Source organism: Hungatella sp. L36 (genome assembly GCF_014288035.1).
Map to the genome: position 1 here is coordinate 402,812 of NZ_JACOPC010000004.1, position 21,750 is coordinate 424,561.

The following is a 21,750-nucleotide window of genomic DNA, read 5'->3' on the forward strand; positions in this document are numbered from 1 at the left end:
GGAGTGATATGAAAGCAATCGTTTTCAGCGCATATTATGAACCAGAGGTTGCAGCGAGTTTATACTTATCGACAAATCTTTATGAGGATATGGCTGGTTCCGGGATTGATGTTGATTTATTTGTACCATTGCCTACAAGAGGCGTTAGCGATGAAGTACGAAATAAATATAAAAACCATAAAGTAGAAGTAAGGTGTAACGGCCGGTTAAGAATACATCGAATCGGCATTCCAAAAGAAGGGAAGAGCGTGATTGGGCGGGCGGCTCGTTATATATTAATGAACGCAGTATTTATTTTGAAAAGTATATCTTCTAAAGCTGATGTTATCTTTGTCCAGAGCACGCCGCCCACTCAGGGAGCAACAGCAGCAATCATAAAAAAAGTAATGCATATTCCTTTTGTATACAATTTGCAGGACGTTTTTCCGGATTCGCTGGTAGGAACCGGGATAGCAAAAAAAGGATCAGCAGTATATCGAATGGGCAGAGTTATTGAAAATTTTACATATAGAAATGCGGATAAGATTATTGTTATCTCTAATGACATGAAAACAAACATTATGACGAAAGGGGTTCCCGAATCAAAAATAGAAATTGTTAACAACTGGATCGACGGAAACGTAGTAAAACCAATTCCGAAAGATCAAAACTATATGTATGAAAAGTTTGGGCTATCCAGAGAAAATTTTAATGTTGTTTATGCGGGAAATCTGGGGTATGCACAAAATATTGAGGTGATAATAAAAGCCGCCGAAGTTTTGAAGGACTGCAGTGATATTAAATTCTTGATTTTTGGTAAAGGAGCCCAGGAGGAAGAATACAAAAACATGGCGGCAGAGCTTAATCTCTGTAATCTTAGCTTTTTTCCGATCCAGCCGTATTCAGAGGTATCTTATGTATATAGTTTAGGCGATGTTTCAATTGTTCCGTGTAAGAAGGGGTTTGGCAGCAGCGCAATGCCGAGTAAGACCTGGAGTATTATGGCGGCAGGTACGCCGGTTTTGGCCAGTTTTGATTCAGATACTGATATGGAGAAATTAATAAATAGTCAAAAGGTTGGAATGTTTAATCATGCTGAAGACTGGGAGGGATTAAGTTCTAATATCAAGTATTTATATTCTAACAGAGAATATTTACAGGAGTATGGCAGGAATGCACGAAAATACGTAGAAGAAAATATCAGTCGGGAGAAATGCGTTGGTAAATATATCATGTGTATAAAAAACAGTAAAAACATTAACTGATTTTTAGCTTGTGATTGATATTTGAGGGTAGAATATGGTACTGAAATTTGGAACATTTCGATTGAAAATTAATATAGAAAGAGAAGTATTTTGTCTTTTTATAAATTCTGTCATGATCATTGATCTGATTAGAATTTTTACTGGTAATACAATGGTGACAAACCTGTGCAGAAATGGAATTTATTTATTGATCTTATTTTTTGTCTGTATGGATGCCTGTAATAAAAAAAGGGTAAATAACCTGTTGGGAATGGGGATTTTATACATTGTCTTTGCATTGTTCAGCCTCCTTGTTAATGGAAGTGATGTTAATTCCTTGTTATTATCGGGAAGTATGATTTTTATCAGCCGATGTCTCGTAGGGTTTTATTTAGCCAGAAATATACAAATTGATGAAGGCCTATGGAATTCAATAAAAAAATATTATGTACTGGTAATAGTTTATTGTATTGTTTATGCCAATATGGGAAGTCTGGATCAATATGGTATGCGGGAAGGCTACATGACCTTTTCATACAATATATTAATTCCAACAACGCTAATATTAATTATGATGATACAACGAAAACAGGGAAGAGTTCTAAAACTAATAATATCCACTTTTTTAACAATCCAGTTAATTGTTATGGGAGCGAGAGGTCCCGTTGCCTGTATGGCTGTCTCAATAATCATTTTTATATGGATTCAGTTAGCTCAGTTTCCTTTGTATAAGAAGCTTATCGCCTGCGGCGCCTTTTCACTTGCAGCTATACTGGTTTATTTTGCAAGAGATGAAATTCTGGATTATATGCTCTCCATAAACTCGACCTCGAGAACCCTGATTTTATTAAAAAATGGGAACCTATTTGATTTATCCAATAGGAATAGTTATTACGAGATACTGATAGAGGAGATTAAAAGAAATATCATACTGCCACATGGACTTTATGCTGACAGAGTAATCTTAAACCAAAATTTTTCAGGTTCATCTGCAATCAGTGGTCAGTATGCACATAATTTGTTTTTTGAAATATTGTATCAATTTGGAGGCGTATTTGGAGGCGCTATTTTGTTCGCTTTTTTTATAAAAGTATATAAAAGTATTAAGCATTTAGAATTGATTAATAATCAGATTATAACTGCTTTTTACTGTGCATTTGCAACGGGATTGATATCGTTGCTTTTTTCAAGTTCTTATTTAATAAATGAAAGAGCATGGCTGTTTATTGGCATTGTCTTTGCTTTTAGTAATATCAAATATTTGACTTTAAAAAGTAACGGATAATACCAAAAACAATTAGAAGAGGATTGATATGTACTATTTACCTAAAATTTTTAAAAGGCTAAGGTTCACATCTATTAAACATTGTTCGTTTCAAAAACAAGTTAAAATATTCGGCGGAAGCCAGTTATTAGATGTTGAGGTGGGACGTTACTCATACATTGGTTATAATGCGACAATTATTAATACTTCAATAGGTTCTTTCTGCTCCATTGCAGGTGATTGCATAATCGGTGGAGGAGAGCACCCAAGCGCTTTTGTCTCGACTTCTCCAGTATTCTATAAAGGTTCTAATGCGCTTAAACGAAATTTTTCAAATAAAGAGTTTAATCCATATAAAAGAACTGTAATAGGCAACGATGTGTGGATCGCCAATGGTGTTAAAATTAAAGCTGGAATATCTGTATCGGACGGCGCTGTGATTGGAATGGGGGCTGTGGTTACTAAAAATATAGGTCCGTATGAAATATGGGGAGGTAACCCTGCACGGCTAATTAGAAAAAGATTTTCAGACGAAATGATTGAGGAATTGATGAGAATCGGGTGGTGGAACTGGGATGAAAAAGAACTGTTAAAATATGGAAATGATTTTTTCGATCCAGAGGTATTAATAAATCATTATAAATTGAGTGGAGGATCATAAAGGAATGAAAATTCTGCATTGTTGTATCTCTGCTTTTTACATAGATCACTATAACTATCAGGAAAATATTTTACCAAGACAAAATAAATTAGACGGCCACGAAGTGTTGATTATAGCATCTACTTATACATTTAAAAATAACGACAACAAACAAGGATATTATACAGAACCCAGGGATTACCTTAACGAAGATAACATTTTAGTAAAACGCAGAAAATATAAAGATTTTGGTATCCGTTTTATTAATCAAAAATTCCACTGTATTGATGGTCTGTACGATATGATTGAGGCATTTATGCCAGATGTTATCTTGTTTCATGGAACCAGCTCATTAGAAATTAAAACATTGTGCCGATATAAAAAAAATCATAATAATGTGAAAATATATATAGATTCACATGCAGATTACTATACATCAGGTACAAATTTATTGTCTAAAGGCATTTTACATGGACTACTGTATCGATTCTATCTGCAAAACGCTTTACCATATATTGAAAAAGTATTTTATATTTCTATAGGATGCGGAGATTTTCTTAGAGAAGTGTATAAACTGCCAGAAGAAAAAATAGAATTTTATTCATTGGGAGGCAACCTGCCATCCAGTCAGGAGTTAGACCAGGCAAAAAACGATGTTATAAAAGAACTTAATTTAAGAGCTGACAATATCTTGTTCCTTCAGGCTGGAAAGTTTGATGAAAATAAAAAGCTGGTTGAAATGCTGGAAACATTTAAGAAAATAAAAAATGATCAATTAATTTTTATTTTAATAGGCAGTTTATCAGAAGATATTAAAGAAAAGGTGGAAGCATTAATCGCTGAGGACAGCAGAGTCCGATATCTGGGGTGGCGCGATGGCAATGAATTAAACAGATATTTAAATGCATGTGATATTTATGTTCAGCCGGGAAAAGTTTCTGCCATTGCACAAAATGCAATTTGTAGAAATAGTGTAGTAATTCTAAATAATTTAAAAGAATATCGGCCATTTGTAAACGGGAATGGCTGGCTTATTAATAATATGGAGGAGGCCAGCAACGCTTTGACGGCCATATCTTTGGGAAAAGTAAATATTGATGAGATGAAAATGATATCAAGAGCCATAGCAGAAAAATTTTTTGATTATAAAACATTAGCTAGAAGATTATATGAATGAACGGAGGATAAAAAATGATACCATCAATGAATGTTGTAAGGCAGTACGAATCAATTCGGGAGGAGTTAGATCAGGCGGCTCTGGAGGTCTTACATTCTGGATCATACATACTCGGTGAGTCTGTGGAGAGGTTCCAAACAGAGTTTGCTGACTATTGTGGAACAAAATATGCAATAGGTGTTGGGAATGGTACGGATGCGCTTGTTATTGCGCTCAGGGCCTGTGGTGTAAAAGCAGGAGACGAAGTCATTACTACAGCAATGAGCTTTTTTTCCACTGCTGAATCCATCGCTGCTGTTGGCGCAATTCCAGTATTTGTTGATTGCACATCAGATACATATCTGATGGACACTGCTCAAATAGAAGAAAAGATTACGGAGAAAACAAAAGCAATCATTCCAGTCCATTTGTATGGTCAATGTGCAGATATGGACGTAATATGCAGTATCGCTCAAAAATATAAGCTAAAAGTGATAGAAGATGCGGCACAGGCAGCCGGGGCAGATTATAAGGGAAAAAAAGCCGGAAGTATGGGAGATGCAGGCTGCATCTCCTTTTTTCCAACTAAAAATCTTGGAGCTGCAGGTGACGGAGGCATGATCATTACCAGTGATGAAGCAATTTATAAACAGTGTATGGCATTGCGGGTTCACGGCAGCGGAATGAACGGATACTTCACATATGGATTGCAGAAGGGAACAGATATATCGCAATCAGAAGTAGATTTTAATGGGAATCTTCCTAAATATTTCAACTTTGTTGTGGGATATAATTCACGGCTTGATGCATTGCAGGCATCTATTCTAAACGTAAAACTGGACTATCTGGACGGCTGGAATGAAAGAAGACGCCAAATTGCAGCTATGTATAACGAAAAAATAACAAATCAGCTGGTAAAAAAACCATTTATAGCGGAGTACAATACTCATATTTATTATGTATATCTTTTGGTTACAGAGAAGCGGGACAAGCTGAGAAAGTATCTTGAGGATTGTGGAATATCCAGTGGAGTATATTTTCCGGTTCCGCTGCATCTACAAAAAGTATTTGAGAATTTGAAATACAAAAAGGGAGATTTCCCAAATGCAGAAAATATTGCGGAAAACAGCCTTGTTATTCCGATGTTTCCGGAACTGACGGACGAAGAAATTCAAAGTGTAATTAAAACTGTAAACAGTTATAAGGGGTAAGGTATGAAATTATCAGAAGTACCTATAGGAAAAAATGCACGAATAATTTGTGATGCGGAATTTGAAGATATGAATTACTGCACTTCCAAAGTGACAGAACCTTTTTTGAGTTTTATGGAAAAAGAAAAATTTATTCCTCAAATTAATCCGAATGCGGTTTGTATGATCTGTAAAGCAGATTTAATTGATAAACTGCCTTCTCATGTAAAAGGGATTATAGTGTCGGATGAACCAAAATTTTTATTTCACCAGATTTATAACCATTATGTAGCTAAAGGTGAAAAAAAGAACATGGAGACTACGATAGGTGAAGGCTGTACCATTAGTCATCAGGTTTCAATTGCTAGTAAAAATGTGCGGATAGGAAGAAATGTTGTTATTGAACCATTTGTGGTCATTCATGAAAATGTAGCAATCGGCGATAACAGTATTATCCATTCCAATGTAGTGATTGGCGGTCGAAGCTTTTCCTTTGCAAGAGCCAATTCCGGAATTATGGAAGGACTGTCTGATCAAGGCTGTGCAGTCATTGGAAATTCTGTTGAAATATATCCATTTACACAAATTGCAAAAGGAATTTGGCAGGACGATGTTACATTTATCGGTGATCATACTAAAATTGATGCTCATTGCTACATTGCCCATGGTGTTAAAGTGGGGGAAAGCACCCTGATTGCCTCCAATGCAGCAATTGGAGGCAATACGACTATTGGCGATCGTACCTGGATTGGGTTAAATGCTTCTATTGCAAACAGAATCACTGTAGGGAATGATTCCAGGGTAAATATGGGAGCTGTAGTTACAAAAAATGTTGCTGATGGATCATCGGTAAGTGGGAATTTCGCAATTGAGCATAAGAAATTTATAGGTTTTGTCAAAAATATAATGAATTCATAAGAGGAAAATATAATGAGATATGCACTAATCGGATGTGGGCGTATTGCTGCTAATCATATTAAAGCGGCTTTAAGCAATCAGCTGGAAATCGTAGCGGTTTGTGATATAAGTACGGATCATATAGATACACTTCTAAAAAAATATGATTTAGAAGAAGATCTTTCAATTAAACGATATGAAAATTATAAACAAATGATAGAGGAGAATAAGTTAGAACTTATCAGCATTGCTACGGAAAGCGGTCTTCATGCAGAGATCGCTCTCTATTGTATTGATCATGGAATAAACATTATTATAGAAAAGCCAATGGCAATGAATATCTCTGATGCTGAGGAAATAATCAGGCGATCTGAGGCAAATGGTGTAAAGGTTTCGGCCTGCCATCAAAATCGTTTTAATATTGCAGTACAGGAAATGAGACGGGTTCTGGAAGCGGGGCGTTTTGGATGCATCTCACACGGCTCAGTTCATGTGAGATGGAACCGGGGGCGTAGCTATTATGAACAGGCACCATGGAGAGGAACATGGGAGCAGGATGGTGGAGCTTTAATGAATCAGTGCATTCATGGTATCGATCTTCTTCGCTGGATGCTTGGAGATGAGATTGATACCGTTTATGGAGTTACAAGGCAACAATTTCATAATTACCTGGAAGCAGAGGATGTCGGTATGGCAGTTCTTCAGTTTAAGAACGGGGCTGTTGCTACTATTGAGGGGACAACAAATGTATATCCTAAAAATCTGGAAGAGACCTTATATTTATTTGGAGAAAAAGGGACCGTTAAACTGGGGGGCACATCAGCTAATAATATTGATGTGTGGAATTTTGCCGATCTGTCTGATGAGGACATAAAGAAACAGGGATTAGAAGAAGCTGCGTCTAATGTCTATGGGAACGGACACATAAGTTTGTTTAAAGATGTAATTGAATCAGTTAAAGCAGACAGAAAACCGTATGTGGATGCAGTAGCAGGAAAGAATGCACTGGAAGTGGTACTTGCAATTTATCAAAGCCAGAAAACGGGGAGGCCTGTTAAGCTGCCCTTGGAGAACTTTGCGAGTGTAGATATGAAAGGAATATTTTAGTTAAAGTATGGCGATGAAAACAAAGGGCAGGTTTGGGAGTATTTCAAAGGACTTTTTTTATAATATTCTGGCATCTGTAATTCTAACAGGAGTTATGCAGGTTGTTGTTTACCCGTTTTTAGCATTGAAGTTCAATAATCAGGAATATGGGACTCTTCTTACTATAATGGGGATTGCGAATACCGTTATTGTCGCATTTGGAAACACTCTTAATAATGTAAGGCTTATTGTTAATAACGATTACGAGAGAGAGCATCTGGAAGGCGATTTTAATGGTCTGTTGTTTTTCGCTTCGCTTATTGCTGTAGTTTTTTCCTGTATGATCAGCAGTCTCTATTTCAGGCAATCAATTATCACCGTAATTGGTTTGGCAGTCTTTGTTGTTCTGGGAACGGTAAGATCTTATTATTGTGTGGAATTCCGATTGATTCTCGATTTTAAAAAGATACTGATTCAAAATATTGTGGGGGCTGTGGGGTATGCTGTTGGAGTTGCGGCTCTAATGGGATTCCATATTTGGGTTATTCCTTTTATATTGGCTGAGTTGTTGCAGCTTATTTATGTACTAAAAAATAGTTCCTTGCAAAAGGAGCGTATAACTACTACGCCAGTTTTTAGGATGACACTAATCAAGTACATTATTTTGATATTTACAGGCTTATCAACTACCCTTATTACTTATTTGGATAGACTTATTATTTATCCATTACTGGGGGGAAATGCGGTAACAGTTTATACTGTTGCCTCTTTTTTTGGAAAATCATTAGGAATCGTTATGACACCGATAGCAGGAGTGCTTTTGGGATATTATGCACAAAGAAATTTTATTATGACAAAGAAAAAATTCTGGTCGATTAATATGATTGCTGCTGCCGGAGGTGTGATTTTTGTGATTTTTTCTGTGATATTTTCACCATTTTTTACAAAATTATTATACCCTACAGTTTTTGAACAGGCAGCGCCTTATATATTTATAGCAAATCTGGCGGCGACGATCAGTACCGTGTGCAGTTTGACACAGTCGTCAGTATTAAAGTTCGCTCCCACATGGCTTCAGATAATTAAAGAACTTGTTTATGGTATTACCTATGTTGGTATGGGACTGGTTTTACTTAATGCATACGGACTTCTTGGTTTCTGCATAGCAGCAGTAGCAGCTAATTGTACTAAGTTAATAACATTATATATTATTGGAACTTTGTTTATTGGAGGAAAGAAAAATGATCAATAGATCTTTTACGATTGCGGTTGCAGGAATTGGTTATGTAGGTTTATCCAATGCGATACTTTTGGCACAAAGAAATACTGTGTATGCAGTGGATGTGTTAAAAGAAAAAATAAATATGGTAAATAACAGGAAATCACCTTTGGTGGATAAGGAAATTGAAGATTATTTATCAAATCATAAACTGAAGCTAATTGCCACTGAAAATGATGAAGAAGCTTATAAATCCGCAGATTACGTAATTATTGCGACACCGACGAATTATATTGAAAAAAGAAATTATTTTGATACATCTTTAGTAGAACAGGTGATTGAGCGGGTACTGCTTATTAATCCTCAGTCCGTTATTATAATTAAATCAACAGTACCTATCGGTTACACAAAGCTGATGCAGCAGAAATATCCAATGGCAAAATTACTTTTTTCACCGGAATTTTTAAGGGAGGGAAAAGCACTATACGATAATCTGTATCCCAGCCGTATTGTTGTGGGTGTTAATGATATAGATCTGGAAGATCAGGCCAGGATCTTTACAGAATTATTGTGCCAGGGAGCCATTAAGAAGGATATAAAAGTCATTATTGCAAAAACCACAGAGGCCGAAGCTGTCAAGCTCTTTTCCAATACATATCTTGCCATGAGAGTTGCCTTTTTCAATGAGTTGGATACCTATGCAGAAAGTAAAGGACTTAGTTCAAAGCAGATAATTGAGGCAATGAGCATGGATCCCCGAATTGGAATGAATTATAATAATCCGTCTTTTGGTTTTGGAGGATACTGTTTACCAAAAGATTCAAAGCAGATGGTTGCCAATTATCAGGACGTTCCGAATGATCTGATTAAAGCAATTGTTAATTCCAATCAAACCAGAAAGGCGTTTGTTGCTGAACAAGTTCTTAGGAGGGCCGGTTATCCTGAGAATCAGGATATTGTTATTGGCGTATACCGGCTGACAATGAAGGCGAACTCAGATAATTTTAGAGAATCTGCAATTCAGGGTGTAATGGATAATATTCAAAATCAAAATATCAAGGTAATTATTTTTGAACCCAATTTAAAGAGTGATAAGTTTGAAGGGTGCGCTGTAATAAAAGATTTTAATGAATTTTCAAGGGCGAGCACAGTTATTATTGCGAATCGTATGGAAGAGCCATTGAGAAACGTTGCAGATAAGGTCTATACCAGAGATATTTATGGAGAGAATTAAGCAGGGAGAGAAAAACTATGAGTCTATTCAAAAATAAGACATTGTTAATTACAGGAGGAACTGGTTCGTTTGGAAACGCTGTATTAAACCGCTTTTTAGCTACTGATATAAAAGAGATCCGCATATTTTCCCGCGATGAGTTAAAGCAGGATGATATGCGGCATTTTTATCAGCGAAACTTTCCAGATGTCAGTGATAAGATCAAATTTTATATTGGTGATGTTCGTGATATGGGAAGCATTAGAAATGCTATGTATGGTGTAGATTACATTTTCCATGCGGCTGCTCTCAAGCAGGTGCCTTCTTGTGAGTTTTTTCCTTTAGAGGCAGTCAGAACTAACGTTCTTGGAACTGAAAATGTTTTAAATGCTGCTATTGAAGAAGGTGTGAAAAAGGTAATATGTCTTTCTACCGATAAGGCCGCGTATCCTGTCAATGCGATGGGTACGAGCAAGGCGATGATGGAAAAAGTAATTGTAGCAAAAGCCAGAACTGTTTCTCCGGATAAGACAACGATCTGCTGTACGCGTTATGGGAATGTTATGTGTTCAAGAGGGTCGGTAATTCCGCTGTTTATCAGTCAGATTAAAGAAGAGAAGCCTTTGACAGTAACAGCGCCTGCCATGACGAGATTTATCATGAGCCTGGAAGAAGCGGTGGAACTTGTTATGTTTGCATTTGAAAATGCGGAATCAGGAGACATAATGGTTCAGAAAGCGCCAGCCTGTACCATTGAAATATTGGCTCAAGCCGTGAAAGAACTTTTCCACGCATCAAATGAAATTAAAGTCATTGGAATTCGCCATGGTGAGAAGATGTATGAAACACTCTTGACTAATGAAGAATGCGCAAATGCATTGGATATGGGGGGATTTTACCGCGTGCCATGTGACAAACGCGACCTAAACTATGATAAGTATTTTAAAGAGGGAAATAAGGAGAGAAATATACTTCGTGAGTTTAACTCCAGCAATACGGAATTACTAAATTTAACTCAAGTGAAAGAAAAACTACTCGAGTTATCATATATACGTGATGAAATTGCAGAATGGGAGGCCAGATAGATGAGAGTCTTAGTAACCGGAGCTAATGGATTCATTGGAAAAAATCTTATAGCAGAATTAAAAAATCGGGGAGGACATGAAATCTACGAATACGATGTTGAAACATCAGAAGAATGTTTGGAGGCGTTTTGCAAAGACTGCGATTTTGTTTTTAATCTTGCCGGAGTAAACAGGCCTGAAAATCCGGAAGACTTTTTGAACGGAAATTTTGGATTTGCTTCCCGATTACTGGAAGTTTTAAAAAAGAATAATAACTTCTGTCCTGTAATGCTTGCGTCTTCCATTCAGGCAGAGATGAACAATCCCTATGGCAAAAGTAAGAAAGCCGGAGAAGATTTATTTTTTTCTTATGGAAAAGAATGCGGGGCAGATGTGTATATATATCGTTTTCCTAATGTGTTTGGGAAATGGTGCCGCCCTAATTATAATAGTGTGATAGCAACATTTTGTTATAATATTGCGCGAGAACTCCCTATACAGATAAACAATCCGGAAACAGTTTTGAAACTGGTCTATATCGATGATGTGATTTCAGAACTTATCTGTGCAATGGAGAAGAAACCGTTTAGACTTAATGAAGGTTTTTGTAGTGTTCCGGTAGAACATACGGCAACTTTGGGGGAGATAGCAGAAGCAATCTTTTCCTTTCGGGAAAGCAGGAAAGAGAAAACCGTTCCGGATATGGCTGAAGGGGGATTTATAAAGAAATTGTACAGTACATATTTAAGCTATCTTCCTAAAACCTCCTTTTGCTATCCACTAAAAACTAACAAAGATGAAAGGGGCTCTTTCACAGAGATTATTCGTACTCCTGAACGTGGCCAGTTTTCCGTAAACATTAGTAAGCCTGGTATTACAAAAGGAAATCACTGGCATAATACAAAAAATGAAAAATTTTTAGTGGTCAGTGGGAGGGGGCTGATTCAATTCAGAAAGGTTGGCTCAGACGAAATTATTAATTATCATGTATCTGGAGAAAAAATGGAAGTAGTAGATATTCCGCCAGGATATACTCACAACATAATAAATGAAGGCAATGCCGATCTGGTTACATTCATGTGGTGTAATGAATGCTTTGACCCTGCAAATCCAGATACTTATTTTTTAAATGTGGAGGAAACGGTGGATGAATAAATTAAAGTTAATGACAATTGTTGGCACCAGGCCTGAAATCATTCGTCTATCTGAAGTTATTAAAAAATGTGATATCTATTTTGATCAGATACTGATTCATACCGGTCAGAACTATGATTACTGTCTGAATCAGGTCTTTTTTGAAGACTTGGGATTGCGTGAGCCTGATTACTATTTGGAGGCTGCGGGGGAAGATTTGGGAGAAACAATTGGGAATATTATTAATAAATCTTATAAACTAATGGTGCAAATTCAGCCGGAGGCACTATTAATTCTTGGAGATACGAACAGCTGCCTATCAGCAATTGCAGCCAAACGCCTTCACATTCCCGTTTTTCATATGGAAGCCGGTAATCGGTGCTTTGACGAATGTCTTCCCGAGGAAACAAACCGTAGAATAGTTGATCATATAGCAGACGTAAACTTATGCTACAGTGAGCATGCGAGACGATATTTAAATTCTGAAGGAACCGCAAAAGAACGGACATACGTCACAGGGAGTCCGATGGCGGAAGTCCTTCATACCAGTTTGGAAAGAATAAAAGACAGTCAAATATTGGAGAAAATGGGATTGGATAAAGGCCGATATATATTGTTGTCAGCCCATCGGGAAGAAAATATCGATACTGAAGAGAATTTTATGGAGCTGTTTTCCGCGGTGAATAAGCTGGCTGAGATGTATGATATGCCAATTTTTTATTCCATGCACCCACGCAGTAAAAAGTTTTTAGAGCTTAGAGATTTCACACTTGATTCCAGAGTACGGATTCATGAACCACTGGGTTTCTTTGATTATAATAATTTACAGATGAACTCATTTGCAGTAGTTTCAGATTCAGGAACACTTCCGGAGGAAAGCAGCTTTTTTCAGTCTGCAGGCATACCTTTTGCGGCGGTCTGTATCCGTACCAGTACGGAGAGACCGGAAGCACTGGATAAGGGAAATTTTATTCTTGCCGGTATTACGGCCGATCAGGTTCTCCAAGCTGTTGACATGGCGGTTAAAATGATAAAAAACGAGGATAACGGGGTTAACGTCCCCTGCTATATGGATGAAAATGTAAGTACCAAAGTGGTTAAGATCATACAGAGCTATACTGGAATAATAAATAAAATGGTATGGAGAAAAAATAATTCATAAGGATGGTGGAGTAAGCTTGGCGAATATCTGGAATCCATACAGATTTGCATATTCAGAATATGTGGTGCCGTTATTATGCCTGTCATTAATCCTGATTGGAGTAATAATAAGATGGTTAATTGAAGGCAGAAAAAGAAATGAATATATCTGGAGACTGCTGCTTATGTTTTGGATATTTACCATACTCTCCGCCACAATACTGGGGAGAGGCAGATATAGGGGGGATAATCTAAATCTTCACCTGTTCTGGACCTTTCGTTATGCCTGGACAAATCATTCCTGGAGGCATTGGTACGATATCATTGGAAATATGATGTTGTTTTTGCCACTGGGAATCATATTGCCCTCCGCCTTGTCTGTATTCAGACGATTGTTGCGTACATTTTCAGCCGGTCTTATTCTTTCCGTTTTTGTGGAAGTATATCAGTATTTTACGCATACAGGCTTGTGTGAGCTGGATGATATTTTTAATAATACTTATGGAGTTCTATTGGGATTTGCAATATGGGTAGTATATAGAAAAGGAATATGTAGAAAAAGCAAATTACTTGCTGGAAGCTTTATTCTGAGTACATCGGGAATTATGATTGTACTTCTGATAATCAGTCTTGTCAGCTGGAAATAAACAAAAAAGGAGAACAACTCATGTCAAAATACTTCGGCACCGACGGTTTCCGCGGCGAAGCCAACGAAACTCTGACCGCAGAACACGCATACAAAACAGGTCGTTTTATCGGCTGGTACTATGGATTAAAACGCGCGGACGGACGCGCAAAGGTTGTAATAGGCAAGGATACGAGGCGTTCCTCCTATATGTTTGAGTACGCCCTGGCTGCGGGGCTTACGGCCTCGGGGGCGGACGCCTGTCTTCTCCATGTCACGACAACACCCAGCGTATCGTACGTAGTGAGAACGGAGGACTTCGACTGCGGCATCATGATTTCAGCAAGCCACAACCCGTATTATGATAATGGTATCAAATTGATCAATTACTACGGCGAAAAGATGGAGGAAGATACAATTCTGAAGGTAGAAGCGTATCTGGATGGCATTACTGGAGAGATCCCGTTTGCAAAAGGAGAGAAGATCGGCAGAACTGTCGATTACGCCATCGGGCGGAACCGCTATATCGGCTATCTGATATCGCTGGCCACCCGCTCTTATGAGGGATTAAAGGTTGGCCTGGACTGCGCCAACGGCAGCGCATGGATGATTGCCAAGAACGTCTTTGACACATTGGGGGCGCGGACATATGTGATACATAACAATCCCGATGGCATTAATATCAATCAGGGCTGCGGTTCCACCCATATTGAGGCCCTGCAAAAGCATGTCATGGAAAACGGCCTGGATGTGGGATTTGCCTTCGATGGGGATGCCGACCGCTGCCTCTGTGTAGATGAACATGGAAATGTTGTAGATGGAGACGCAATATTATACATCTATGGCTGCTACATGAAGGAGCGGGGTAAGCTGGCGGGAAACAAGGTGGTCACCACCATAATGTCCAACTTCGGCCTCTACAAGGCGTTTGACGCAGCCGGAATCGAATATGAAAAGACCGCAGTCGGAGACAAGTACGTATATGAAAATATGGAAGCGAACGGCTACCGGCTCGGCGGGGAACAGTCCGGCCACATTATTTTCCGGAAATATGCCGCCACAGGGGACGGAATTCTGACTGCCATAAAGATGATGGAAGTGATGCTGGAGAAGAAAATGACGCTCAGCAAACTGGCCGAACCGTTTACGGTTTATCCACAGGTATTGAAAAATATCCGTGTCAGGGACAAGGCTGCCGCCAGAAATGACGAGGCAGTTAAAAATGCGATTGCCATAGTGGAAGAGAAACTGGGCGAGGAAGGACGCATTCTGGTACGTGAAAGCGGAACAGAGCCGGTACTCCGGATCATGGTTGAGGCGGATCAGATAGAGACGTGTGACGCTTACGTGAATACGATACTGCATACCATCATTGACAGAGGGTATCAGGCAGAATAACAGAAAATACAAACAACATCAATCACACAAACAAAAAACACCGGCGGTTTCTACCGCCGGATCATTTTTTATTGGGGGAAACAAAGGAGGAGTTGAAATGGTATACGACCGCGCCGGAGCTGCAAAAAGAATCAGACAAAGGCGGAAGGAACTGGGAATGACGAGTGCGGAGGTGGCCGGAAAAATAGGCAGGGCCGTTCACTATTACGGCGATATTGAACGGGGAACCTGCGGCATGTCCATAGAGACACTTTTGGATTTATCGCATTATCTCGACCTCTCGGTGGATTATATTTTATTCGGTCAGGCGGGAGAAGAACAGATCGATAATCCGGACCTGGCCTACCGAATCCTGAAAAAATACGATGAAAAGACGCAGAAGGAGGCCATTGAAATGATGAAATTTTACCTTTGCCTCAGGGAGTCGGGGAAAAAATAAAATCGTATCTTATTGCTAATGGCCGGGAGTTTCCTGCCTCTTCAGATTTTGCGCCCGGGAAATGGAGTGATCCGGACATGACACAGTCTGTCCATTCTCAGTATCCAAATATTGGTGACGGCAGTTGATACAGACCTCCGTACCTTCGGGAACGATTGCGCCGCAGCATACACAACGGTCTACCATGTTTTTTCCTCCTTTTATTCTTTCCATTCCATATCTAATACCAGTGTACTCCAGCCCTTCCTTATTTATGCATAAAAGGCCAGGATATTCATATATAGGAAAAAAGACGGTATTGAGGAGAAATAAAACGCTATGGTAAGGTTGCATAAAATAGAATATGTAAAAATGAAATCCGTTGTGGAATATTTGTGGAAAAAATTTCTTTTTTCGTTGAAATATACAAAAAAAGGTGTATACTATAAACATATTTGAAAAAGGAGGGTTTTTTACATGAAAAAAATACTGAGTTTAGTTCTGGCGTCTGCGATGGTTGCATCTGCTCTTGCAGGATGTGGAAGCACCAAGACGGCAGAGACACAGGCACCCACCACACAGGCTTCGGCAGAGACCAAAGCTCCGGAAGGATCAGAGGCTGCTCCGGCAGAGACAGCCGCTGCTGCAGGTACAATTGAAGATGGAGCCAAACTGGTTTACTGGCCAATGTGGGCAGAGACTGAGCCGCAGGGCCAGGCGATCTCCGAGGCTGTTGACGCTTTCGTCAAATCTACCGGTATAGAAGTAGAGATTAACTGGGCAGGCTCCCGTGACACACGTAAGACTCTGGAGCCGGCACTGTCCGCAGGAGAGACCGTTGATGTCTTTGACGAAGATATCGAACGTGTAAACGGTACCTGGGGAAAATATCTTCTGGATATTCAGAGTATGTATGATGCTTCTCCGTTAAACGGCGCACAGAATGCCACTCTGATCGAATTAGCCAAGCAGCAGGGCGGCGGCACCTTAAAGAGTGTTCCTTATCAGCCATCCACATTTATTATGTTCTATAATAAGGATGCCTTCACAAAAGCCGGTATTACAGCGGTTCCGACTACGTGGGACGAATTCCTTGCCGACTGTGAAGCACTTAAGGGAGCAGGCGTGATTCCGATGACCGTTGATGACGCTTATATGGCATGTCTGTTCGGTTTCCTTATGGACCGTGTCGCTGGTTCTGATACAACCGAGGCAGTTGCCGCAGGCGACTTCAGCAACGAAGCAGTCTTAAAGACGGCACAGGTTCTGGAAGAACTGACAACAAAGGGCTACATAGATCCACGTGCAGCAGGCAACGTATATCCGCAGGGCCAGAGCAATATCGCTGACGGCAGTGTTGCCATGTACTTAAACGGAAGCTGGCTTCCAAACGAAGTAAAGAACCAGACACCGGAAGACTTCAAGTGGGGCGCATTCTCACTTCCGCAGATCGCTGAAGGCGGTGACGGAGCAGAATCCAACCAGTACGGTGCACAGTGTTTCGCAATCAACAAAGATACCAAGTATCCGAACGCTGCATTTGCCCTGATTCAGTGGCTGACAAGCGGCGAATGGGATCAGAAGCTTGCTGATGCCAGTATGGGTGTTCCGATGGACAACAATGCTACATGGCCGGCAGCACTTGCAGATGCCAAGGCAGTTCTGGATTCTACGACACACAGACTGAACTGGGCAGTAGGAATGGAAAATGATACCAATGTCAACGCGGCTATTAAGACTAACATGGCTATGATGATCAGCGGCAGTGTCAACGCACAGCAGTTTGCGGATGCATTTGCTAAGATTCAGAAGGGTTCATGATCGCTTTAACAGACTGATAGACAAAGGGGCGGTGGCGCCACTGCCGCCGCCCCCTTTTTATTTCAATAGAAAAATGTGTTCTATGGAAAATGGAGGGCGACTCTTATGGCAAAGCAAAAAACGGCAAAAAAAGGCGGCAGCCCGTTGCGCCGGAACACCACTCCCATGCTGGTAATGTTCCTGACACCTGCTGTGCTGCTGTACTTAATTGTATTTCTGTATCCGACGATGCGCACCTTTATCATGAGCTTCTGCAAGGTAGAAGGTGTGACAGATCCGGTTTCCACATGGCAGTTCAGCGGTTTTACCAACTATGTGAAATCTTTTAACAACAATATGTTCCAGACGGCTATGATGAACCTGGGAAGACTGTGGCTGGTCGGCGGTATCGCCGTTATGGCTCTGGCGCTGGTGTTTGCAGTAGCCCTCACAAACGGTATGAAAGGAAAAAAGTTTTTCCGAAGCGTGATTTATCTGCCAAACCTGGTTTCCGCAGTTGCTATGGGTACCATGTGGCTGTATTATGCGCTCAGTAAAGAGAGCTACGGCCTGCTCAACACCATCATCGGATGGTTTGGCGGCAGCAATGTCATGTGGACGGATCCCCACCACAAATTCTGGAGCATGCTGATTGCCTACTGCTTCGGTATGGTAGGATACCATATGCTGATTTTTATGAGCGGTATTGAACGGATCAGCGCAGATTATTACGAGGCCGCTTCCATAGAAGGCGCCAATGTATTCAAAAAATTCTGGTATATTACGCTTCCTCTGCTCCGCGGTTCCATTCGGACCAACCTCGTTATGTGGACGGTATCGAGTGTCGGCTTCTTTATCTGGGGCCAGGTATTCGATCCGGTCAACTTATCCGAGCAGACGGTAATGCCGCTGAACTATATGTATGAGCTTGTTTTCGGTGCGTCCAATGCGGTCCAGGCAGTACGTGATTCCGGCGTGGGCGCCGCAATCGGTGTTATGATGGCAGTCATTGTAGTTGCGGTATTCAGCTTAACCACACTCATCATTAAAAATGATGACGCGGATCTGTAGGGAGGTAGATAGCATGGCAAAACAAAAAGAAATAAAGCCGAGAGTGAGTATCAAGAGAGAAGTTCCCAAACTGCCCGGATATATCATGTGCGTGGTCTGGCTTATATTTACGATCCTGTTGATCGGCTGGGTTATACTGGCTTCCTTTTCCACCAGCCGTGAGATTTTAAGCGGAGAATTATTTAAATTCGCCAGCGGATTTCATTTTGAAAACTATACCAATGCATGGAAATCACAGAAGATAAGCGTGTTCTTTGTAAACTCCCTGATCTATACGGCGATTTCCTGTACCATGATTATCCTGGTAGCGGCGCCCGCCGCGTACGCTCTGTCGCGTTTTAAATTCAGAGGCAACATGATTCTGCAGAATCTGTTTGCGACAGCGTTAGGCATTCCGGTTATCATGATTGTAATGCCTCTTTTTTCCATTATTACATCATTAAAGCTTACGAACACACGGGGACTCATTATGTTCCTCTATATCGCCATGAATGTGCCATTCAGCATTTTCTTCCTGCTGGCGTTTTTCTCAAATCTGTCCTACACCTTTGAGGAAGCCGCGGCCATCGACGGCTGTTCCCCCATCCAGACTTTCTGGAAGATCATGTTTCCGCTGGCGCAGCCCGGTATTATTACCGTGACGATTTTCAATTTTATCGCCATCTGGAATGAATTTTTCATGTCCATGCTGTTTGCAAGCAAGCAGAACGTACGCCCGATTGCCGTAGGTCTTTATAATATGGTAAAAGGTATGCAGTATACAAATGATTACGGCGGAATGTTTGCGGCCGTCGTCATCGTATTTGCGCCGACCTTCCTGCTCTATCTGTTCCTGTCAGACAAGATTATCGCAGGCGTAACAGGCGGAGCGATCAAGGGGTAGCCTATGCATCCGACATTGACATTTGAAACTGCATATATGAAAACTGCGCCCAAAGGGCCGGAGGCCTCGGTGCCCAACTTGACAGGCATGGAAAATATGCAGAACAAGACAGCGTTTTACTTAGACGAGGACGATGAGATATACGAAGCCTACGGGATGCTTACGAATAGTTATCCGTACCGGGATTATACCTGCTATACGCGGGAATGCGGCATTCATCCGGTGAAGACCGCAGTCCTTGAGAATGAATTTTTAAGGGCCGTGTTTCTGCCTGAATTCGGCGGACGCCTGTGGCGGCTTACCGATTTAAAGGCGGGGCGCGAGCTGCTTTATACCAATGATGTGATACGCCCCAGTAATCTGGCGCTGCGTGACGCCTGGTTCTCAGGCGGCGTGGAATGGAACATCGGTCTCATCGGCCATACGCCTCTGACCATGGAACCGCTCTTTACCGCGAGGCTGAAGAATGACAGCGGTATGCCGGTGCTGCGCATGTATGAATACGAGCGGGTGCGCAGAATGGTCTATCAGATGGATTTCTGGCTGGATGAGGGCGGCGCCTTCCTAAACTGCCGCATGCGCGTGGTGAATCATAATCCGGACGTGACGCCCATGTACTGGTGGAGCAATATGGCGGTTCCGGAATACGAAGGCGGCCGTGTGATTGTGCCGGCGGAGAGCGCCTACAGCAGCGGCGGAGGAAGCGTCTATAAAGTGCCGGTTCCGGTGGTGGATGGCGTCGATATCTCATATTACCAAAATATTCCCGGGCAGGTGGATTATTTCTTCAATATCCCGGAGGAGGCCCCGCGCTATATTGCAAATGTGGCTCCGGACGGCTATGGGCTTCTTCAGTATTCCACACGCCGCCTGCGGGGGCGTAAGCTCTTTACCTGGGGCAATAACAGCGCTTCCGCGCGCTGGCAGGAATATCTCACGGAGGAAGCCGGCCGTTATGTGGAGATTCAGGCCGGGCTTGGAAAGACGCAGTACGGCTGTATTCCAATGGCGCCCCACACCGCGTGGGAGTGGCTGGAACGGTATGGCGCCGTGACTTTAAGCGGGCGCAGCGACTCTTTTGAGGAAGAACGGGAAGGTCTGACGGCCATGGTGCGTGAGAAAGAAGGGGAGACGCTGGAAAAAACGCTGAGGGACAGCCATGGATGGGCCATGAAGCCAGGCGAGGTGGTTTACCGCGGCAGCGGTTACGCAGACTTGGAAAATGCCTGCCGTGTACGCAGAGGGGAAGAACCGCTTTCTCCTCATCTGGATTTTTCCAGTGAGGATGAGCGCCAGACTCCATGGCGGATTTTTCTGGAAACCGGCCATTTTCCGTCAGCGGATCCGGCTGACATGCCTGCCGACTGCATGGCGGATGACTTCTGGTACGAGAGGCTGAGAGATCAGGCGAATCAAACCCAAAGTACGGTTTCAGCGGATTGGCACCTGTTATACCACCTTGCATTAAATCACATGGCCCGCGGGAAAAACAGGGAGGCGGAGTCGTGCTTTTGTGAAAGCATCCGCCAGAAGGAAAACGCCTGGAGCCGTTACGGTCTGGCCTCACTGCTCTGTCTGGAAGGCCGGGAGTACGAAAGAGCCGTGTCCGGGATGGAAATGGGACTGATGGAGCGGGCGGGAGATCTTTCCTATGTTAAGGAAGGTTTCCGGGTTCTGGCCAGATGCGGCGGGTATGATGCGCTGATCCGGGTCTATGAGCAGCTTCCGGAGAACGTGGCCTCCGAGTCACGTGTCGTGCTGGAATATATTACGGCGCTCTATCAGACCGGCAGATATAAAGAGGCGTATGCGCTTCTGACAGCGGAGGGAGGCCTGGTGGTGGCCGATCTGCGGGAGGGCGAGAACTCTATCGTATGCCTCTGGCGGGAGCTGCGAAGGGCTTTACATATGCCGGAGGAAGAAGTGCCACACGTGTTTGATTTTAACGCTGAGGGCCGGCAAAGCTGAGCGGTGATTTGCTGGGAAGAAGACGCGGACATATGCAGGGAAGAGAGCGCCTACAGTTACAGTCCGGTCGAAAAATGCGGAAGGAGTCGAAAGCAGCGGCTCCTTTTGTCGTTTCCTGGCAAAGCTGTTTTTCCTGCTTGCAATTTTTTTCTCTTCGTGGTATACTTAAAAAACTTTATAAATCAATAGTTTTTCGCAAAAAAAGATTGACGAATCCTGACCCATATGATATAGTAATTGGGCGAATGGAAGAGCTTAGGTCTTTTTTTTATGCTCAAAATTACGTTTTGCGGCAGCGCAGGGCGTGAGAACCTGATAATAGAAGAATGGCCGAATAACAACAACGAAAATTTAAGTGGAG

At 41.6% G+C, this 21,750-nt stretch carries 20 protein-coding genes; 19 read left to right on the forward strand and 1 reads right to left on the reverse strand.

The annotated features are described in order from the left end of the window. Positions 1 to 8 precede the first annotated feature (8 nt). The 15 genes from H8S80_RS13355 (at position 9) to H8S80_RS13425 (ending at position 15,688) form a co-directional block, all read left to right on the forward strand. Positions 9 to 1,244, forward strand: a complete 1,236-nt coding sequence (locus H8S80_RS13355; RefSeq protein WP_181987917.1) for a glycosyltransferase family 4 protein — start codon at positions 9 to 11, stop codon at positions 1,242 to 1,244. Positions 1,245 to 1,278: 34 nt separating this feature from the next. Next, on the forward strand, positions 1,279 to 2,508 hold the full coding sequence (locus H8S80_RS13360; RefSeq protein WP_117631232.1) for an O-antigen ligase family protein: 1,230 nt from the start codon (positions 1,279 to 1,281) through the stop codon (positions 2,506 to 2,508). 28 nt (positions 2,509 to 2,536) lie between these two features. After that, positions 2,537 to 3,148, forward strand: a complete 612-nt coding sequence (locus tag H8S80_RS35110) for a CatB-related O-acetyltransferase (RefSeq protein ID WP_117631234.1) — start codon at positions 2,537 to 2,539, stop codon at positions 3,146 to 3,148. 4 nt (positions 3,149 to 3,152) lie between these two features. Next, positions 3,153 to 4,304, forward strand: coding sequence for a glycosyltransferase (locus H8S80_RS13370; protein WP_117631236.1), 1,152 nt, complete (start codon positions 3,153 to 3,155; stop codon positions 4,302 to 4,304). Positions 4,305 to 4,318: 14 nt separating this feature from the next. Then, positions 4,319 to 5,494 carry a DegT/DnrJ/EryC1/StrS family aminotransferase gene (locus tag H8S80_RS13375; RefSeq protein ID WP_117631238.1) on the forward strand — a complete coding sequence of 392 codons (1,176 nt, stop codon included), beginning with the start codon at positions 4,319 to 4,321 and terminating at the stop codon, positions 5,492 to 5,494. Positions 5,495 to 5,497: 3 nt separating this feature from the next. Continuing rightward, the gene (locus H8S80_RS13380; RefSeq protein ID WP_117631240.1) at positions 5,498 to 6,391 is read left to right on the forward strand and encodes a DapH/DapD/GlmU-related protein; all 894 of its coding nucleotides are present in this window, start codon (positions 5,498 to 5,500) and stop codon (positions 6,389 to 6,391) included. 12 nt (positions 6,392 to 6,403) lie between these two features. Continuing rightward, positions 6,404 to 7,477 (forward strand): Gfo/Idh/MocA family protein, encoded by a 1,074-nt coding sequence (locus H8S80_RS13385; protein ID WP_117631242.1) that lies wholly within the window; start codon positions 6,404 to 6,406, stop codon positions 7,475 to 7,477. 7 nt (positions 7,478 to 7,484) lie between these two features. Next, positions 7,485 to 8,708: a lipopolysaccharide biosynthesis protein gene (locus tag H8S80_RS13390; RefSeq protein ID WP_117631244.1), complete on the forward strand. Its 1,224-nt coding sequence runs from the start codon at positions 7,485 to 7,487 to the stop codon at positions 8,706 to 8,708. Then, positions 8,698 to 9,909: a nucleotide sugar dehydrogenase gene (locus H8S80_RS13395; protein WP_117631245.1), complete on the forward strand. Its 1,212-nt coding sequence runs from the start codon at positions 8,698 to 8,700 to the stop codon at positions 9,907 to 9,909. Before H8S80_RS13390 ends, H8S80_RS13395 begins: the two co-directional genes overlap by 11 nt. Positions 9,910 to 9,926: 17 nt before the next feature. Next, positions 9,927 to 10,973, forward strand: a complete 1,047-nt coding sequence (locus tag H8S80_RS13400; protein WP_117631246.1) for a polysaccharide biosynthesis protein — start codon at positions 9,927 to 9,929, stop codon at positions 10,971 to 10,973. After that, positions 10,974 to 12,107, forward strand: a complete 1,134-nt coding sequence (locus H8S80_RS13405) for a capsular polysaccharide biosynthesis protein CapF (protein ID WP_117631248.1) — start codon at positions 10,974 to 10,976, stop codon at positions 12,105 to 12,107. After that, positions 12,100 to 13,248 (forward strand): non-hydrolyzing UDP-N-acetylglucosamine 2-epimerase, encoded by a 1,149-nt coding sequence (gene wecB, locus H8S80_RS13410; protein WP_117631249.1) that lies wholly within the window; start codon positions 12,100 to 12,102, stop codon positions 13,246 to 13,248. Before H8S80_RS13405 ends, wecB begins: the two co-directional genes overlap by 8 nt. 16 nt (positions 13,249 to 13,264) lie before the next feature. Continuing rightward, positions 13,265 to 13,873 (forward strand): VanZ family protein, encoded by a 609-nt coding sequence (locus tag H8S80_RS13415; RefSeq protein ID WP_118090466.1) that lies wholly within the window; start codon positions 13,265 to 13,267, stop codon positions 13,871 to 13,873. A 20-nt stretch (positions 13,874 to 13,893) separates the two neighbouring features. Beyond that, positions 13,894 to 15,249 (forward strand): phosphoglucosamine mutase, encoded by a 1,356-nt coding sequence (glmM, locus tag H8S80_RS13420; RefSeq protein WP_117631253.1) that lies wholly within the window; start codon positions 13,894 to 13,896, stop codon positions 15,247 to 15,249. A gap of 97 nt (positions 15,250 to 15,346) precedes the next feature. After that, positions 15,347 to 15,688 carry a helix-turn-helix domain-containing protein gene (locus H8S80_RS13425; RefSeq protein ID WP_002601735.1) on the forward strand — a complete coding sequence of 114 codons (342 nt, stop codon included), beginning with the start codon at positions 15,347 to 15,349 and terminating at the stop codon, positions 15,686 to 15,688. A 15-nt stretch (positions 15,689 to 15,703) separates the two neighbouring features. Here H8S80_RS13425 and H8S80_RS13430 read toward each other — a convergent pair whose 3' ends face one another. Next, positions 15,704 to 15,874, reverse strand: coding sequence for a hypothetical protein (locus tag H8S80_RS13430; RefSeq protein WP_002601734.1), 171 nt, complete (start codon positions 15,872 to 15,874; stop codon positions 15,704 to 15,706). Positions 15,875 to 16,144: 270 nt separating this feature from the next. Between H8S80_RS13430 and H8S80_RS13435 the strand changes: the two genes are divergently transcribed. The 4 genes from H8S80_RS13435 (at position 16,145) to H8S80_RS13450 (ending at position 21,389) form a co-directional block, all read left to right on the forward strand. After that, the gene (locus H8S80_RS13435) at positions 16,145 to 17,488 is read left to right on the forward strand and encodes an ABC transporter substrate-binding protein (RefSeq protein WP_002601733.1); all 1,344 of its coding nucleotides are present in this window, start codon (positions 16,145 to 16,147) and stop codon (positions 17,486 to 17,488) included. Between the two features lie 105 nt (positions 17,489 to 17,593). Beyond that, on the forward strand, positions 17,594 to 18,538 hold the full coding sequence (locus H8S80_RS13440; protein ID WP_002601732.1) for a carbohydrate ABC transporter permease: 945 nt from the start codon (positions 17,594 to 17,596) through the stop codon (positions 18,536 to 18,538). A gap of 13 nt (positions 18,539 to 18,551) precedes the next feature. Beyond that, entirely contained in the window at positions 18,552 to 19,421 is an 870-nt protein-coding gene (locus H8S80_RS13445) for a carbohydrate ABC transporter permease (RefSeq protein WP_002601731.1), read from the forward strand. A 69-nt stretch (positions 19,422 to 19,490) separates the two neighbouring features. Beyond that, positions 19,491 to 21,389 carry a DUF5107 domain-containing protein gene (locus H8S80_RS13450; protein ID WP_243010351.1) on the forward strand — a complete coding sequence of 633 codons (1,899 nt, stop codon included), beginning with the start codon at positions 19,491 to 19,493 and terminating at the stop codon, positions 21,387 to 21,389. Positions 21,390 to 21,750: the final 361 nt, after the last annotated feature.